Origin of the sequence: Lacihabitans sp. CS3-21 (assembly GCF_024343675.1) — a bacterium.
In the GTDB taxonomy this organism is placed as follows: domain Bacteria; phylum Bacteroidota; class Bacteroidia; order Cytophagales; family Spirosomataceae; genus Leadbetterella.
This window is the reverse complement of sequence record NZ_RJUD01000020.1, coordinates 33,958-51,362: the sequence shown is the minus strand read 5'-3', so window position 1 is coordinate 51,362 and position 17,405 is coordinate 33,958. Positions and strand designations below refer to the sequence as shown.

At 35.5% G+C, this 17,405-nt stretch carries 17 protein-coding genes; 9 read left to right on the top strand and 8 right to left on the bottom strand.

Features of this window, described 5'->3' with window-relative positions; translation table 11 throughout:
- Nucleotides 1-28: 28 nt before the first annotated feature.
- Together EGI24_RS12450 and EGI24_RS12445 are read right to left on the bottom strand one after the other, a co-directional pair.
- The gene (locus tag EGI24_RS12450; RefSeq protein ID WP_255048747.1) at nucleotides 29-544 is read right to left on the bottom strand and encodes a hypothetical protein; all 516 of its coding nucleotides are present in this window, start codon (nucleotides 542-544) and stop codon (nucleotides 29-31) included.
- 259 nt (nucleotides 545-803) lie between these two features.
- A complete protein-coding gene (locus tag EGI24_RS12445; protein WP_255048746.1) occupies nucleotides 804-2,276 on the bottom strand; it encodes an ATP-binding cassette domain-containing protein in 1,473 nt (490 codons plus the stop codon).
- A gap of 117 nt (nucleotides 2,277-2,393) precedes the next feature.
- Between EGI24_RS12445 and EGI24_RS12440 the strand changes: the two genes are divergently transcribed.
- From EGI24_RS12440 to EGI24_RS12430, 3 genes are all read left to right on the top strand, one after another.
- Nucleotides 2,394-3,341 carry an N-acetylornithine carbamoyltransferase gene (locus EGI24_RS12440; RefSeq protein WP_255048745.1) on the top strand — a complete coding sequence of 316 codons (948 nt, stop codon included), beginning with the start codon at nucleotides 2,394-2,396 and terminating at the stop codon, nucleotides 3,339-3,341.
- Nucleotides 3,342-3,730: 389 nt separating this feature from the next.
- Complete coding sequence (locus EGI24_RS12435) at nucleotides 3,731-4,135, top strand: GxxExxY protein (RefSeq protein ID WP_255048744.1); 405 nt, start codon at nucleotides 3,731-3,733, stop codon at nucleotides 4,133-4,135.
- A gap of 106 nt (nucleotides 4,136-4,241) precedes the next feature.
- Nucleotides 4,242-4,805, top strand: coding sequence for a DJ-1/PfpI family protein (locus EGI24_RS12430; protein WP_255048743.1), 564 nt, complete (start codon nucleotides 4,242-4,244; stop codon nucleotides 4,803-4,805).
- A gap of 114 nt (nucleotides 4,806-4,919) precedes the next feature.
- On the opposite strand, the gene EGI24_RS12425 is transcribed toward EGI24_RS12430, so the two are convergent.
- From EGI24_RS12425 to EGI24_RS12410, 4 genes are all read right to left on the bottom strand, one after another.
- Nucleotides 4,920-5,831 carry a hypothetical protein gene (locus EGI24_RS12425; RefSeq protein WP_255048742.1) on the bottom strand — a complete coding sequence of 304 codons (912 nt, stop codon included), beginning with the start codon at nucleotides 5,829-5,831 and terminating at the stop codon, nucleotides 4,920-4,922.
- Nucleotides 5,832-6,062: 231 nt separating this feature from the next.
- Nucleotides 6,063-6,701, bottom strand: coding sequence for a NeuD/PglB/VioB family sugar acetyltransferase (locus tag EGI24_RS12420; protein ID WP_255048741.1), 639 nt, complete (start codon nucleotides 6,699-6,701; stop codon nucleotides 6,063-6,065).
- Nucleotides 6,702-6,768: 67 nt separating this feature from the next.
- Nucleotides 6,769-7,647, bottom strand: coding sequence for a hypothetical protein (locus EGI24_RS12415; protein WP_255048740.1), 879 nt, complete (start codon nucleotides 7,645-7,647; stop codon nucleotides 6,769-6,771).
- The gene (locus tag EGI24_RS12410) at nucleotides 7,644-8,504 is read right to left on the bottom strand and encodes a DUF58 domain-containing protein (RefSeq protein WP_255048739.1); all 861 of its coding nucleotides are present in this window, start codon (nucleotides 8,502-8,504) and stop codon (nucleotides 7,644-7,646) included. Before EGI24_RS12410 ends, EGI24_RS12415 begins: the two co-directional genes overlap by 4 nt.
- Before the next feature lie 98 nt (nucleotides 8,505-8,602).
- On the opposite strand from EGI24_RS12410, the gene EGI24_RS12405 reads away from it, so the two are divergent.
- Nucleotides 8,603-8,947 (top strand): DUF4296 domain-containing protein, encoded by a 345-nt coding sequence (locus EGI24_RS12405; RefSeq protein ID WP_310586084.1) that lies wholly within the window; start codon nucleotides 8,603-8,605, stop codon nucleotides 8,945-8,947.
- Nucleotides 8,948-9,676, top strand: a complete 729-nt coding sequence (locus EGI24_RS12400) for a polyprenol monophosphomannose synthase (protein ID WP_255048738.1) — start codon at nucleotides 8,948-8,950, stop codon at nucleotides 9,674-9,676.
- 7 nt (nucleotides 9,677-9,683) lie between these two features.
- Here the strand turns inward: EGI24_RS12400 and EGI24_RS12395 are convergent, their stop codons facing one another.
- Complete coding sequence (locus EGI24_RS12395; protein WP_255048737.1) at nucleotides 9,684-11,321, bottom strand: amidohydrolase; 1,638 nt, start codon at nucleotides 11,319-11,321, stop codon at nucleotides 9,684-9,686.
- Nucleotides 11,322-11,424: 103 nt separating this feature from the next.
- Between EGI24_RS12395 and EGI24_RS12390 the strand changes: the two genes are divergently transcribed.
- The 4 genes from EGI24_RS12390 (at nucleotide 11,425) to EGI24_RS12375 (ending at nucleotide 16,320) form a co-directional block, all read left to right on the top strand.
- The gene (locus EGI24_RS12390; protein WP_255048736.1) at nucleotides 11,425-13,959 is read left to right on the top strand and encodes a M14 metallopeptidase family protein; all 2,535 of its coding nucleotides are present in this window, start codon (nucleotides 11,425-11,427) and stop codon (nucleotides 13,957-13,959) included.
- 21 nt (nucleotides 13,960-13,980) lie between these two features.
- Complete coding sequence (locus EGI24_RS12385; protein ID WP_255048734.1) at nucleotides 13,981-14,835, top strand: alpha/beta hydrolase; 855 nt, start codon at nucleotides 13,981-13,983, stop codon at nucleotides 14,833-14,835.
- Nucleotides 14,836-14,898: 63 nt separating this feature from the next.
- Nucleotides 14,899-15,750 carry a carboxylating nicotinate-nucleotide diphosphorylase gene (gene nadC, locus EGI24_RS12380; protein ID WP_255048733.1) on the top strand — a complete coding sequence of 284 codons (852 nt, stop codon included), beginning with the start codon at nucleotides 14,899-14,901 and terminating at the stop codon, nucleotides 15,748-15,750.
- A 174-nt stretch (nucleotides 15,751-15,924) separates the two neighbouring features.
- Complete coding sequence (locus EGI24_RS12375; protein WP_255048732.1) at nucleotides 15,925-16,320, top strand: hypothetical protein; 396 nt, start codon at nucleotides 15,925-15,927, stop codon at nucleotides 16,318-16,320.
- Nucleotides 16,321-16,370: 50 nt separating this feature from the next.
- Here EGI24_RS12375 and EGI24_RS12370 read toward each other — a convergent pair whose 3' ends face one another.
- Entirely contained in the window at nucleotides 16,371-17,297 is a 927-nt protein-coding gene (locus tag EGI24_RS12370) for an AraC family transcriptional regulator (protein WP_255039495.1), read from the bottom strand.
- Between the last annotated feature and the right edge of the window lie 108 nt (nucleotides 17,298-17,405).

The window sequence follows — 17,405 nt, the reverse complement described above, 5'->3', positions numbered from 1 at the left end:
TTGGATCAATTTGCATTTTGCTGTTTATTTAAGATTTATATTTTTCTAATATTTTTAATAGAATTAGCATTTCTCCCAAGTTTAAAAACAAACGGGGCAGTAAATACAAGTACTTCCAGTTTAAATCATCGTGAAATCCAGAAAAAACGAAAGCTAAATCTGCCATCACAATGAACGTTACTCCAATGCCGACTTCATGAAAAAGCTTTTCTTTGAAGTTTGAACCATAAATAAGCAATATATAAAGTATTATTATAGAGCAGTAAACAACTGGTTGATCATTATGGTTTATTTCGAATTTTAAGAGGAATATCAAGAAAATTAGGCTTCCAAAAGCTACGTTAAGAAAGTTTTTTAACTTTCTTTTAGAGATAAAATTTGTGCCTAGAATAACTAATATTATAATCCAAAGTAATCGCTGGCTCATTACAAATATCAAGTCTACATTTACTGTATCACCGTCAGGGAAGCAGTAATTTGTAATTTCATTGGCGATATCAAGCAATTGAATAGTTAAAACACATATAATAACTGAATTTCTCAAAGATATGTGTTTATTAAAAACGATATAACATACAATGAGTAAGTGACAACTCTGGTTTAATATTTTCCCAAGAATTATGTCAGCGGTAGTCATTGGACTATTTTCCAAAATGATGCTAAAGAAAAAAATATTCGAGATAAGAAGGATTGTTAAATACAACCCAATAAACCTATTAGACATGTATAATAATGGTTATTCAATGTTCCTAGGCTGAATTTAAATAGAAGTTGAAAATTTCTAAATAATTTGATTTGTTAAATCAAAGATTCAGTTCTTTTCCTCCAAATAAATGCAACTTCTGATTTATACAAGCAGGGATTTCGTCATCATAATGAGTCACAAATAACAACGTTTTATTTTGATGAATCGCAATTTCGTTCAAAATAGTTCTAAAAAACACCATTTGATTATAATCTAAGCCTTGGCATGGTTCGTCAAGAATCAATAAGGCTGGGTTTTTTACCAATGCCCTGGCCAAAAAAACCAGTCTTTGCTGCCCAAAAGAAAGTTGATTGAGTTTTCTATCTTTTAAATCCGAAAGACTAACCAATTGCAAATATAATTCTACTAATTGTTGCTGCTCGGAACTGATTTTTTGAAACAATCCGGCTGAATCAAAAAAACCAGATGCAACGACTTTCCAAACAGTCGTGTTTTTATTAAAGTAAAGATGTAATTCAGGAGAAACGAAGCCTATTTTTTTCTTTAAATCCCAAATGCTTTCACCACTTCCTCTTTTTTTGTCAAATAAATACAGTTGGTTTTGATAGCATTGGGGATTGTCTCCCGTTATAAGGCTTAATAGCGAACTTTTTCCTGATCCATTGGGACCCATTAAGGCCCATTTTTCTCCTTTTTTCACCTCCCAGTCAATTTCTTGGAGAACAATTTTGTTTCCATATTTCACTTTACCTTCTTCCAATCTTATGGCGGTTTCAAAACTATCAAATTGTTTGGATGATAATTTTTCTATGCTCAATAGTAAGCCTTTTGAAACTTCATAGGGAATGGAATATTTTGGGACAAAATCAGATAGTTTTCCGAAATATGAAACTTTACCATTTTCTAATTGAAGCACCTTGTCAAAATTGATTGGAATATCTTTGAAATTAGCTACAAGAATAATTTGAATATCCGAAAGTTCAGAAAGTAAAGTTTTTAGTTCTGCTCTACTAGCCACATCTAAACCTGTAAAGGGATTATCGAGTAGCAAAATGTCTGGCTTTTTTAATAATGCGTTGGCTATTAATGTTCTTCGAGTTTCTCCATTGGACAAGGATGTGATTTTTTGATCGAGTAAATGACTCAAGTGTAGTTTTTTTACAATTTTTTCGAGCCATTCTTCTGAATATTGCGGTGGATTGTGCTCAACTGAATTTTCGTTTATAGTTCCTACCGGGATTATCATGTTCTGCAATATTTCATATACAGTTGGGCCAAGTTCTGCGTCTTGCGAGTTGAATCTTTGCTGATAATACTGATAAACGGGTCCAACAAGCCTATGAAAACTGTAATCTCGGCCCACGGAAATTATTTTTTTTGATTTGTTCTTTTCAATTTTACCTTTAGAAGGGAAAATATTTCCAGAAATGACATCCAAAAATGTGCTTTTCCCCGAACCACTATCTCCCAATATCACTAGATTAATTTCTGGTTCAATAAGTAATTCAATGTCTGAAAGTATCACGAAATTGTTTTTAGCAATCTCTGCATTTTTAAAGATAATGGACATTATATTTTCATTTTGGTGTCCAAATTAAGGGAATTTAGTTTTTTTTCAATCCCAATTGAGCTTTAAAAAACCATAAGGGCTACATTTGTTCAATTTTTATCAAGACAATATCAGTAAATGAAGCATTTTATAAACCTCAACGACGTTTCAAACGTAGCAGAACTCGTAAAAGTAGGCCTTGAGCAAAAAGCAAATCCGTTTGCCAATAAACACTTGGGACTGAACAAAACCATAGGTCTGTTGTTTTTTAATTCGAGTTTACGTACAAGGATTTCTACTCAAAAGGCTGCCCTTAACCTTGGGATGAACGTGATTGTGATGAATGTAGGCTCTGATTCTTGGCAATTGGAGTTTGAAGACGGCGTAATTATGGATCAAGGCAGGGCCGAACACATCAAAGAAGCGGCGGCAGTTTTAGGGCAATATTGTGATATTATAGCCGTAAGGGCTTTTGCCGAACTTAAGGATAGAGACGAAGACTATAAAGAGACCGTTTTAGAGAGTTTTAGAAAATATGCGGGTGTACCAATTGTCAATTTGGAGTCTGCCACTCGCCATCCATGTCAATCTTTGGCTGATTTGATTACTATTGAAGAACTGAAAACTGTAAGAAAACCGAAAGTAGTACTGACTTGGGCTCCACATTTTAAACCTCTTCCTCAGGCAGTAGCCAATTCTTTTGCAGAATGGGTATTAATGACTGATTATGAATTCGTGATAGCTAACCCTGAAGGTTATGACCTTTCGCCAGAAATCAGGAAAAATGCAAAAGTGTTTCATTCACAAGATGAAGCTTTTGTAGGAGCAGATTTTATTTATGCCAAAAATTGGTCGTCGTATGAGCAATACGGAGAAGTATTGACGCAAGATCCTTCTTGGAAAATTACGCCAGAAAAAATGGCTCTGACCAATAATGCCAAGTTTATGCATTGTCTACCTGTAAGGCGTGGTCTGAAAGTATCGGATGAGGTTTTGGATGCAGACTACTCCGCTGTGATTCAACAAGCCGGAAATCGTGTTTGGTCTGTTCAAGCAGTAATTAAGCAGATTTTGGAGGGACTTTGAGTTTTTAACATGAAGATAATGAAGGTTTTAAGAGTATTAAGAGTCTTAATTGCCTTAATTTCTTAATATCTTCATGTTAGAAAAATATCAAGAATTGTTTTAACATGAAGAAAATGAAGGTTTTAAGAGCATTAAGAGTCTTAATTGCCTTAATTTCTTAATACCTTCATGTTAAGAAAAATATCAAGAATGTTTTTAACATGAAGAAAATGAAGGTTTTAAGAACATTAAGCGTCTTAATTGCCTTAATTTCTTAATATCTTCATGTTATAAAAATATCAAGAATGGTTTTAACATGAAGAAAGTGAAGGTTTTAAGAGCATTAAGAGTCTTAATTGCCTTAATTTCTTAATATCTTCATGTTAGAGAAAAATTAAACTAAAATCACAATGACAAAAAAGAAAGTCACACAGTTGTCTTATGAAATTATGAACGCTGCTATTGAAGTTCACAATACCTTAGGCCTAGGTTTATTAGAGAGTGTATATGAAAAATGTTTAAAACATGAATTAATTAGCAGAGGGCATTTTGTGTCATCTCAGCTCTTGGTTCCAATAGATTACAAAGGAATAAACCTGCAGGCAGAATTAAGGATTGATTTACTCGTGGATGATTTGATTATTATAGAAGTAAAAGCTGTAGAAAACCTTCATCCAGCATACGAAGCTCAGGTGTTAACTTACATGAAATTGTTAACAAAACCACAAGGACTTGTAATCAACTTTTTTTCAAGAAAACTAAAGGAGAGCTACATTCCCTTGGTAAATGATTATTTTAGACAATTACCAGATTAGTTTTGTTTCTGATTTCCATTAGCGACTTTTAGATCCATAAAGTCTACTTGCAATATTAGTAGCAGAATTTTTTATATTTGTTTTTTATTCAACCTAATTTAATACAATGTCAAAGAAAGGAAAAATTCTTATTATCACCGGTGATGCTGGTGAAGGTTACGAGTGTTTATACGGAAAACATCGCTTTGAAGAAGCTGGATATGAGTCTGTTATTGCTGCACCAAGTGTAAAAAGGCTCAATTTGGTCATCCATGATTTTGAACCTGGCTGGGATACTTATGTTGAAAAACCTGGGTATATGGTGGAGTCTGATATTGCTTTTGACGATGTAAAAGTTGAAGAATATTTGGCCGTTTTGATTTTAGGTGGAAGAGCACCCGAGTTTTTACGCCATAATGATAAAGTGATAGAAATTATAAGAGCATTCGACAAAGCCGACAAATTTATCTTTTCTATTTGTCACGGAATTCAGATTCTGACAGCCGCAGGTTTGGTAAAAGATAAAACGGTTACTTGCTACGAAAACGTGCGTTTCGAAGTAGAAGCTTGTGGAGGCAATTTTGTAGGTAAAAACGAAGCCGTGAGAGATGGAAGATACGTTTCTGGCCAAACGTGGCAATCGCACCCCGATTTTTATAGAATGGTTTTTGAGTGTTTGGGTGAGGGGTGATGTGAATTGGTAGTTCGGTCTGGAGACCGATAGTCACTCGTGCTTAGTCAGAAGACTAAGCACATCAGGCTGAGACAGTGCCCAGCAGAGTTTATATTCGCAAACTGCAGTATTTTAAACCCCTTTTACTTCAATTTTTGAAATTTTAAATCCAGCATTGTCTATTCCTTTTAGGATATATTCAAAACCATGACTCGAACTTCCTAAGTCCACTTTTATACTTAGGATATTATTTTTTTTATCATGTTTCTTCAAATCAAAACTATGTATTAATCCTGTGGGGCTTAAAAAATACGGTTTTGGAGGTTCCTCTAAGCTCTTGTTAAATTCTTCTACAGCCTTTATTTGGCTTTCATTGGTATTTTTTATGAATTCTTCGATTTCGTTTTTTTTGGCTTCATCAGTTATTTCATCATACTTAAATGTTAATTTCCAAGCAAGCGTATTTTGTTCAGGATCGAAAACCTTCTTTTCATATTTGGATAAATCTGGTTCAACTAAAATCTGAATATGTGTCTGGTTTTCTGAATGCGTATTGTATTCATTAATAATTTCACCAAAGATTTTCAGGAAATTATTTATATCGTAACTATCATCTTTAAAAAACACATTAAATACCAAATCTACATTGAGGTCTTTTGCCCAAGCCTCAAAGCTGTAATCATCTAGTTTTGTACCATTTTTGATTTTCTGCTCTCTATCTGCAAACTCTTTTAAATTTCTAAAATCATTATCACTAAACTCCAGCCTCATTTTTAAGGAGTTGGGTTCAACCTCTTCGGTTGGATCTATAATTGGCCAATCTCCTATAAGGTTTTCTATTATAAGCTTTGGAGTATGTACATAGGCATTGTTATAACCGACTAAAAATTTCTCAGCATATGATTCATTACTATTCAGTGATTGAAGTAATAATTCTTTCTTAGTATTTGGGTAATTAAATGTTCCATTAATTTCAAGAAATTGCACAAAAACTTTTTTTAGATTTAGCTTTTTTTCAAATAAATAATCCAATTCATTTTTCATACATCTTTTTAATTCTTTCTTAAAAGATTTTGATATGACAAAATTTAAACTTATACACTCACCATTTACAAAATAAGCCGAATCAAGAACCTGCATTTGAAGAATTGTTTAATTGTTCTAGAGCTATTCTAAAGTAAAAACAACTGTTATTATAATTTAATCTGAAGAGCGAATTCTCTCTCGGACATATTTCAGCCCATTCATTAATCAAGACAGACCGGATTCTAAGAATCACTTCCCAACAACCACCGCAGGATTCCCAAAAACAGTTGCTCCTTCTTTTACGTCTTCTATGACTACAGAACCGGCACCAATACGTGCGTTTTTACCTATTTTTATGCCTGAAACAACGATTGCTCCACTGCCTATGAAGGCTCCGTTTTCTATTATTACTTCAGCATTTATAATGGCTCCGTTTCCAATCTCTACAAATTCGCCTATTTCGGCTTGGGTGTCAACTACAGCATTCGAGAGGATTACCGTGTGATTTCCTATTTTTGAGCCTTGGTTTACTACTGCTCCTGGTCCAATCAAAATGCCGTGACCAAGCTCTGCGTCTTCAGATACGATGGCTTTTCCGTGTATGGCATTAACCGGCATCGTTTTTCTTCTTTCCAAAAGCATTTTTACTACTTTCTCTTTGTGAGTTTTGTTTTCTAAAGCCACAAATGCCTCAGTTTTATTGCCAATAATTTTCAAAAAGCCATCGTCCATGGGATCGCCAAGTACTACAACTTCTGAAATCTCAGTATTATGTTTCTTCTTGTCATCGTCTAAAAAGCCATAGACCAACACATCATTACTACTGAAAATGTCTAAAGCCAAGCGGCCTAATGTACCAGCACCAAATATTACAACAGGATTTTTCATCAATTTCAATTTTTATGCAAAACTAATCATCAAGTAATATGAATTAGATTTGAGGAGGTAATTATTACTATTTATTTTTTAGAAAGTCTTTGTAAATTTTTCGTTGTTTTTTGAAAGAGTCTGACGCAAAATCATACAAAATATTGAATGCAAAGGGAATTTGGTCGGACAAAACACCTCCATAAATGGCCAAGTCGAATTCTTTAAGGGCATCTTCTAAACGCTCATTTTCAAGGGTTTTGCTTATTTCGGAGGTGGTCATGGTTGAGTAGGGTTTTTTCAACAACCACTCCAAATAGTTTTTCCAGATGATCAGACCACTACTTATGTTGGCGAAATTCTTAGGGCTTTTACTTAGTTTTTTGAATGCTGCAGAAAACTTTTGATGTTTTTGACCGAACTGCCAAATGCGAACATTTCGAATGAGGAATTTCCCAAACAAAGCCCAAAATACGGCGATAGAAATTAGGAGAAGGACCAAATAATATAGAAATTTTGGAAAATTAAAGTCTAAGGGTACTGTAAAATACCCCGTAGATTTTTTAATAATATGATTTCTAATGTCTGTAGTATCTAACATTGAATGTAGTTTTATACTGGCCGTATCCGAAAAAATGGTTTTCTTAGAACGCAGCACTTGGATAGGTAATGACAAAGAATATGTACTATCTACATTAAATGTTATGAGTTTATATACTACACTGTCGAGGCTTTTTCCGTTTTGAGTTTTCGTTGGAAAAAATTCTACGTCTAAAAACTCAAAAGGCTTATAGTTATAGGAGGAGTCTGGAAATAGTAAATCAGTTTTGCCATTATGCAAATAAGTCAAGGAAAAAAATATAGGTTTTCCGATATAGAGTGAGTCGTTGCTAAAGTAAGTCTTTGGCTTTTGAGCGAACCCGAAGGCATAAAGGAAGACAAATAAGGAGCTTAAATAGATTCTCATTTTCTATACCTAAAAAGTTGAATTAGACTATTAACATAATTAGCTCCAGACTCTATGGAAAGGTAATTGGCCTTGTTTTGTTTACAAAGTTTTTCTAGTTCGCTACTATTTTCTTCAAATATATCCTTCATTTCACGCTTAAAAAATCTCGAACTCGTGTTTATCCAAGTTGTTTTACCTGCTTCTTTATCATACACTGGAACGATACCCAAGCTGGGCAAATTCACCTCTCTTTTGTCGTAAATATGCAGAACCACCAAATCGTGCTTTCTGGCAAGAGCTTTTAGGTTATGGGAGTAGTCTTTATCAAGAAAATCAGAAATGAGGATAATCACGCTCTTTCTTTTCAGAATATTTAGGGCAAAAGCTATGGCTTCTTGTAGATTGGTTTTTAAGGAAAGTGGTTCCAGCCTAAACATTTTAGAAATGATATTGTAGGCTTGTTTCATTCCTGACTCTGGCTTTAGGTAAAGTTCTTTTTGGTCTGAAAAGCAATATAAACCAACTTGGCTAGCCTCTTTTATAGCCGAGAGCGTAAGCACACCACAGATTTCCTTTGCAGTGTCTATTTTTAGAGAGCCATCTTTTCCTACATCTTGTGAACCACTCACATCGAGCATAAAAAAAACAGTTTGCTCTTTTTCTTCTTTGAATATCTTCACATAAGCCCCATGTCCTTTTGCCGTAGCTACCCAATCTATGGCCCTTACGTCATCGCCATATTGGTAAGTTCTAAGATCGCTAAACTCCAAACCAGTACCTTTGAAAACCGAACTAAAGTTGCCATTCAAATGAGAATTGACCGCTTTTCTGATTTTAATTTCGTACTTATTGAGTTTATTGATTATTTCTTTCATTAGACCAAAATGCTGTTTTAACGAAATTTATGAACTTAGATTTATCCCTTGCCTGATAATTAGTTATTTTTGTTCGTAATATTTAAAAACCAAAGACATTGGGTAAACTTGGCATAAAAATAGTATTTATTTCGTTGACATGTTTTTTTTCTTGCAAGTCTTCGTCAGAAGATTTTATAGATAAAAAAACAATGGCGATAGTTTTTGCAGATTTAAAGACCGCTGAAGCGAAAGTAAGTAGGCTAAATCTTACGGGAGTAGATTCTTCAAGGGTTGCTTTTAAATATTTAGAAAAGCAGATATATAAAAAACACAAAATTGATTCAGTTCTTTATCTCAAAAGCTTTGATTTTTATGCCAAAGACAAAAAACAATTGCTTTCTATTTATGTTCAGGCTGAAAAAATCATTGAAAATAATAAAAATAAAAATACTACGTACTGAATGAAAAATCTGGTCATCATACCTACCTACAACGAAATCGAAAACATCGAGGCCATCATAAAGGCGGTTTTTAATCTGCCCGTATGGTTTGATGTTTTGATAGTAGACGATGGTTCGCCAGATGGTACTGCTCTAAAAGTTAAAGAACTTCAGCATCAGTTTCCTTCACAACTTCATTTAGAGGAACGTAAGGGGAAACAAGGTCTAGGAACTGCCTATATTCATGGTTTTAAATGGGCTTTGGCCAAGGGCTTTCAATATATTTATGAAATGGATGCTGATTTTTCCCATAATCCGGCAGATTTGGTAAAACTTTATAGAGCGTGTTCAGAAGAAGGTTTTGATGTAGCCATCGGCTCAAGATATATAAATGGTGTAAACGTAGTCAACTGGCCAATCGGCAGAGTTTTGATGTCTTACGGTGCAGGAATTTACGTAAGATTTCTCACAGGTATGCCCATAATGGACCCTACAGGTGGTTTTATCTGTTATTCGAGAGAGGTTTTAGAAACTATTCCTTTGGATCAAATACGTTTTGTGGGTTATGCATTTCAGATAGAAATGAAGTTTAATGCTTACCTCTTCAAATTTAAAATAAAAGAAGTGCCTATCATTTTTACAGATAGGACACTCGGACAATCTAAAATGTCAACCAAAATCTTCCAAGAAGCTGTTTTTGGTGTTGTTATGATGAAAATCTGGAGCTTGTTTAAGAGTTTTAAAAGATAAAACAAATTCACTTTTTAGCCTTCAAAGCATCCATTTGGTCTTGTCTTACGGTCGGGTATTTTATGCCCAGTTGCTCCAAATAAGTATTGTATTTACTCGGATCATAATGATACTTTTTAAGTTCAGGATTAAAAGTTTGCATTATACTGGTATTCAATTGAATGGCTGGTTTGTCATCTTTCGAAATCAATGGCGTATATTTTTGCTCCTTGGTTTGGGTATTGTTGTAATAATCCCAAGCATCTTTAAGAATTTGGGGTTTATAAAGTAAATCTAGAATCGTCATGGCTTCTACTTTGGCACCTGCAGTACAGCCTTTATGGGCTATCGGAGTAGCCATCGTGATGGCGTTTGCCCAGTGGTGTCCGGGCATGCCGGGCATATTGGATGGATATCTTAGTACTATAGTTGGCAATGACCAGGAAATGTCGGCAATGTCATCAGAACCACCTTGTCTGATTACAAGTGGAGAATAAACAGGCTCTGAAACAGAATCTAGTTCCATAGCCAAACCATTAATTTCAGGAGATTTTAATTCTATTTGCGATGCTTTGGCAAGTAGTTGGTCTTCTTCCGACCATTTGGGTAAACCTACTTTCTTAATATTTTGATAGGCCGTTGCAGCCAAAGCTTTATTAAAATGCCCAGGCCAAGCACTGCCCAATATTTCATAAGTAAATTTTGTATCCGTCATTAGAGCGGCACCTTCGGCTATTTTTATCCCGTTATCAAATAAATTCTTGATTTTTGGGTAAGTTCTTTCTCTGAAATAATACCATACGGTAGCTTTTGAAGGAACCACATTCGGCTGGTCACCACCATCGGAAATTACGTAGTGCGATCTTTGAGTGGTTTCAAGATGCTCTCTTTTAAAGTTCCAGCCAATATTCATCAATTCTACGGCATCCAAGGCACTTTTTCCTCTCCAGGGTGCTCCTGCTGCATGGGCAGCAGCACCTTCAAAATGAAACTTAACCGAAACTAAACCCGTGTTTCCAGCATCGCCCCATGAAACGCCCAAATTATTGGCGACGTGTGTAAAAATACATGCGTCCACATCTTTAAAATAACCCTCTCTTACAAAAATCGCCTTTGTTCCCACTTGTTCTTCTGCCACACCAGGCCAAAGCATCAATGTTCCAGGTATTTTCTCTCTTTCCATGATTTCTTTCAATGCCAAAGCTGCAGTAATGTTCAGAGCCTGACCAGAATTATGCCCTTCACCGTGACCTGGAGCACCTTCCACAATGGGGTCTTTGTAGGCTACCCCTGGTTTTTGAGATGCTTTCGGAATACAATCCACGTCGGAGCCAATGGCTATTACAGGTTTGCCACTTCCCCATTTGGCTATCCAAGCAGTCGGAATGTTCGCAATGCCTTTTTCTACTGTAAATCCTTTCTTTTCTAATAGTTCAGTAAGGTATTTTGAAGTTTCGAATTCTTGAAAGCCCAACTCGCTAAAACTAAATAGCATGTCATTTATTTCCTGAGTGAGTTTTTGATTATTGTCTATTTTGGCAATAACTTCTTGTTTCAGAAGCTCCAGTTTATCGGGTTCTGTAGGTTTCTTTTTAGTGTTTTTTTGAGAATGGGCATGATTACCAAGAATCATGATGAAAAGAATGAATAGGAGGTTTTTTTTCATAGTTTGAGAGGGTTTTTTCTAATTCAAATATATTCAAATTTTGTTTTTAATGCATACTTTGGTTACCTTTATTTTATTAAACCTCTTCATCTATCTCTATTATATGAAAATTAAAATTGCCTTATTTCTATTGTTGATTCCATCTATTGTTTTTTCGCAAATTGGTCTCGATTATTACTTGCCTAAAAATGTAACTTACAACAACAAAATCCCAACACCCAAATCCTTTTTAGGCTATGAGGTTGGTGAGCAACATGCCAGTCCTTATGAAATTTATGCTTATTACAGAGAAGTAGCTAAATATTCGGATAGGATAAAACTTGAAACTTACGCCCGTTCTTTTGAAAATCGGGAGTTGATGTTGGCCACGGTTTCCTCTCCTAAAAACTTGGCGAATATTGACCAAATCAGAGCAGAACATTTGAAATTGTCAAATTCAGATGTTTCGAAAAGCTTAAAGCCAGAGCAAATGCCCATAGTAGTTTGGATGGGTTATTCGGTGCATGGAAACGAGGCGTCGGGCTTGAATTCTTCCTTGTTGACGATTTATTATCTCGCAGCAGCTCAAGGAGCTGAAATAGATGCTTTATTAAATGAAAGCATAATTTTAGTTGACCCCAGCATAAATCCAGACGGTGCAACTAGGTTTTCGACTTGGGTAAACCAAAACAAAAGCCAAAGTTTGGTTTCAGATGCCAATTCTAGAGAGTTTAAAGAAACTTGGCCAGGAGGTCGTACAAATCACTATTGGTTTGATATGAACCGCGACTGGCTTTATCAGCAACTACCCGAAAGTAAAGGTCGTTTGGTAAAATATTACGATTGGTTGCCCAACGTTTTGACCGATCACCACGAAATGGGTAGCAACTCCACATTTTTCTTTCAGCCTGGTATTCCTGCTCGTACGCACCCAATGACGCCTGTAAAAAACATAGAACTAACGAGTAAAATTGGACAGTTTCATGCCGCTGGATTGGACAGTATTGGGTCATATTATTATACCAAAGAAAACTATGACGACTTCTATTATGGAAAAGGATCTACTTTACCTGATGTCAATGGAGCCATTGGTATTTTGTTTGAACAAGCCTCCTCTAGGGGACATCTGCAAGAAAGCGTTAACGGTATCCTAAGTTTTCCTTTTACGGTAAGAAATCAGTTTTCGGCAACACTTTCTACTTTGAAAGCCTCCAAAAGTATGAGAAATGAACTTTTGACTTACATGAGAGATTTTTATGCTGAAAAATCTACAGATGAGGTAAAAGCCTTTGTTTTTGGTGGAGGAAATGACCCAGTAAGAACTTGGGAAATGGTAAATGTTATGTTGAGAAACAAAGTAGAGGTTTATAAATTGTCAAAAAACGAAATTTTAGGTAATACTCAATTTTCTACTTCTGATTCCTATGTGGTACCAATGAGTCAGCCGAAGCATCGTTTGGTTAAATCACTTTTTGAAAAAAGAACAACATTTGCAGATAGTGCATTTTATGATATTTCGGCTTGGACACTTCCATTGTGTATGAATGTTCCTTTTGCAGAGTCAAAAACAGCCGTTTCTTTAGGTCAAAAACTCTCGGAATTTAATTTTCCGCTTGGAAAGGTTGTTGGAAATAGTACATATTCATATTTATTTGAATGGGATGGTTATTTTGCTGCAAGAACAGCCTATGAATTACTCAATAAAGGATACAAGCTTAAATACGCCACAGAGCCATTCGAGGCTTTGATTGATGGAAAAAACAAAGCTTTTTCTTATGGTACAATTCAGATTTTATGTGATGGAAATGACCCAAGGGAATATTTGGAAGAACTTGCCAAGCGTGATGGAACTGTTTTTTATGGACAGAAAACAGGTCTTACCCAAAGTGGAATAAACCTGGGCAGTGAGAAATTTAGAAGGATGGAAAAACCACAAGCATTGATGATAGTTGGCGATGGTGTAGATTATAATGATGCTGGCGAGGTTTGGCATTTATTGGATCAAAGAGTAAGTATTCCATTGAGCCATTTAGATATTGCTTCTGTAAATCGTACGGATTTGACCAAGTACACACACATAATCATGAATCAAGGAAGGTACGTAGATCTTTCAGAGGAAAAAATTAAGGGTTTTCTGGCTAAAGGAGGTACCGTAGTTGCATTAGGCGATGCAGCTTCTTGGTTATCACAAAAGAAAATTGGTACTGTAGGTATAAAACCAGAGGCATCTAATGATGGTAAAGGGAAAAGACCTTTTGTGGCAAAAAGCGGTTTTGATGGAGCTTTGGTGACAAGTGGAGCTATATTAGAAGCGAAATTGGACCCTAGCCACCCGCTTTGTTATGGATACAAACAGACTACTTTGCCGATTTTTAAGGTGAATAACGTAACTTTTGAAGAAACAGGGAATCCTTACAATACGCCTTTGGTGTTTACAGATAAGCCACTTTTGGCTGGTTATGTGCATCCCAAAAATTTAGATAGATTTAAGAATAGTCCAGCCATCATAGCCCAGACTGTTGGTCAAGGCAAGGTTGTAAATATCTCAGATAATCCAAATTTCAGAGCTTTTTGGTATGGTACAAACAAGTTGTTTTTAAATTCCCTTTTCTTTAGCAGTGGTATTTCTGCAGGCAGATTTGAAGACGAAGAAGATTAATATTACACACAACCAAACAAAATGAGTAATCAAACCATTGTCATCATCATTTTGGTATATCTGGGAATAAATATACTGGTTTATTTCATTCAGGAATTTTTCATATTTAAGCCCGAAAAACTCTCAGAGGACTTCGAGTTTAAATATGAATTTCCGTTTGAAGAACTCAATTTTGCGATTTCTGAAAAGGAAAGAATTAATGGACTTCGATTTTTTACGGAAGAAAAAGAGAAAAGAGGAGTGGTTATATATTTTCATGGAAATACACGAAGCATAAAAGGCTGGGCAAAATATTCTAGAGATTTTACCAATCATGGTTACGATGTGATTATGATAGACTATCGTGGATTTGGTAAAAGTAAAGGCAAAAGGTCTGAAACAGCCATGAAAAAAGACGCTCAACATGTTTATAATAAAATGAAGTTTGAGCTCAAATATGCCGAAAATAAAATCATTATTTATGGAAGGTCTTTGGGTTCGGGATTTGCGGCAAAATTGGCTTCCTCAAATCGGCCAAAAATGTTGATTCTTGATGCTCCTTATTATAGTTTATCTCAACTTACGAATAGATTTCTTCCGTTTTTACCTGTCTCTATACTTTTAAGATTTAAAGTTAGAACCGACCAATGGCTTAAATATTGTCGCTGCCCGATATTCATTATTCATGGAACGAAAGATAGCTTAATACCCATGAGTTCAAGCGTGAGATTGGCCAAAACAGCCCCTTTGAACACACATTTAGTCCCTATTTATGGCGGAGGGCATAACGATTTACCTTCATTTCCTGAATATCATAGGGCTTTGAAAGACATATTATTAGACCAATACGACCATTTTGATAAGCAAATATTTGGAGACATGGGGTTTAATGCTTGATAGAAAATGATTTTTTTATGGAGAAAAGTAAGTAAGCTATTAATTTCGCAAAAAAATATTTAAATGGAAATCCTAAAGGAAGATTTGATAGCATTTATAAAAAATGCACTACACGAAGATATTAGAGAAGGAGACCACACTTCTAACTCCACAGTGCCAGAAAACGCACAAGGAAAGGCTCGTTTGTTGGTAAAAGACAAAGGAATTGTGGCTGGCGTAGAATTGGCCGAGTTGATTTTCAAAACTGTGGATCCTCATTTGAAGGTGGAGGTTTTGATCAAAGACGGAGAGCCGATAGAATATGGCCAAATAGTATTGTATGTGGAAGGAAATGATCGCTCGATTTTGACAGCAGAAAGACTCGTACTCAATTGTATGCAACGAATGAGCGGCATAGCTACTGTAACACAGGAAATAGTAAAAAAACTTGAGGGTACTAAATGCAAAGTTTTAGACACCAGAAAAACCACGCCGGGCTTCAGGTTATTAGAAAAATGGGCGGTTAAAATTGGGGGAGGGGTAAACCACCGCTTTGGCTTGTTCGATATGATTTTGATCAAAGACAACCATGTGGATTACGCTGGAGGTATAAAAAATGCACTTTTTGCTGCACAGAAGTACCTAAAAGACAAAAATCTGGACTTACCCATAGAGATAGAAGTAAGAAATCTGAATGAACTACAAGAAGTACTGGAAGTTGGTGGGGTTGTACGCATTATGTTGGACAATTTTGATTATGAAAAAACCAAGGAAGCTATCAAGATTATTAATGGAAGATTCCCTGTAGAATCATCAGGCAATATTAATCCGCAAACCGTTCGTGCCTATGCCGATTGTGGTGTAGATTATGTATCCATGGGCTATTTAACGCATTCAGCAAAAAGCTTGGATTTGAGTTTGAAGGCGATGAAGTAGAGACTTAGGTGGCTTCGGCTCCGCTTAGTCACTTTTCCTTTGGCTTGGATCAGTGGCCGCCAGACAGTGACCGTCGCTCTGTTCGGCTCTATTGAGTGTGTCCGCCAATTGTTTCGATTACATAAATTAAAACGTTGTGCCTCAATGCCTTTTGCCTTGATGCTTTTATAAAAAATGAAAAAAGATATAGAATTTCCTAAAAACGAAAATATCCTGATGGCCAGAGCTCCTTCCGAGTTTGAGCAGTGGGATGTATTCTTAATTAACAGAGGGTCTGAAAAAATCGACAATTTGCTTGTTACATCTTCAGGGTATGGGTATGACGAGAAGGGGGAGAAAATTTCAACCAGTACGCTCAGGCATTTTTATGATAATTTTGCCTCCAATTCTGTTCAAGAAATAGAAAAAATTGACCCTTCGGTTTTTCATCTCAATAATGAATTTTGGGTTAGTTATTGGATAGATGGCCAACTTTACGACCGAAGGTTTGTATTTGTGCCGGAAAGTATTTCGCTCAAGAACTGCATTTTTGTGAGTTTATTGGACAAAGAAGCCGTATTACACGCATAAAAAAACCGCAATATTTCTATGGCGGTTTAGTTTCTTTTTTTTAAAGATTTTTATTTTCCAATCATCAAAGACTCACGTCTTCTCATTTTTCCAGCTGGGATACCAAACATCATCTTGAATCTACGGCAGAAATATGCTGTGTCCTTATATCCGACCTCTCCACCGATGGCTCTGATGCTCTTTTTCGATGTTCTCAAAAGGTTTACAGCCTCTTCCATCCTTTGGTATTCGATATAATCTTGAGGATTGATACCTGTTAGCATTTTGAAATATTGACCAACATAATCTTCCGAAACATTGGCGACATTGGCCAATTGTTTGTTAGACAAGTCACCATCGATGTTGTTTTTGATATAAGTAAAGATGTCTATCAAACGAGGATCTTTGAAATACGTGCTGTTGGTGGCCAATTGCTCCACAAACATTCTGTTTCGAAGTATATATCTGATAACTTCTATTACAGCTTCCTCTGTTTTGATAGAAATTACTCTTCCACGACCAGCTTCTTCGGTAAAATCTTCAATCAAAATATCCTTAATCAGCTGAGCTAATTTTGTGTTTTTGTAAATGAAGAATGGGGGGATATCAAGTGACGTAAAAAAGTTTACGGAATCAAATACTTTTGCTTCAAAAGCAATCAGACCAAATGAGTTTTTTACGATGCCTATTTCTTCTGGCTCATTCATTGCCTCGAAATAGTGTTCTCTTCGTGTCATGAACTCTTCGTAAGATATCGGTTTGGCTTCTCCAACTCCATAGGTAATGGTTGCGGCTTTTCCTCCTGGAATGAAAAGAATGTCTCCAACTTCTATTTTACCTTCAACTCCCTCAATTTTAACATCTCCATTGTATAAAACCAACAATGTATTTTCTACATCATAAAAGTTTTTGATGGTGATGGGCTGCAATATATTTATGTGTCTAGCTTTTCCAAACTTAACACCAAGCGATTCAATAATTTTGTTATAGTCTTCCATAAAAGGATTTTTTTAATAATAATTTAGGGGTAAAATTATTATAGTTTATAAGTATTTCAGAACTTGTTTTGTACAAAACTAATAATTATTCTTTGAGTTTCAAACATT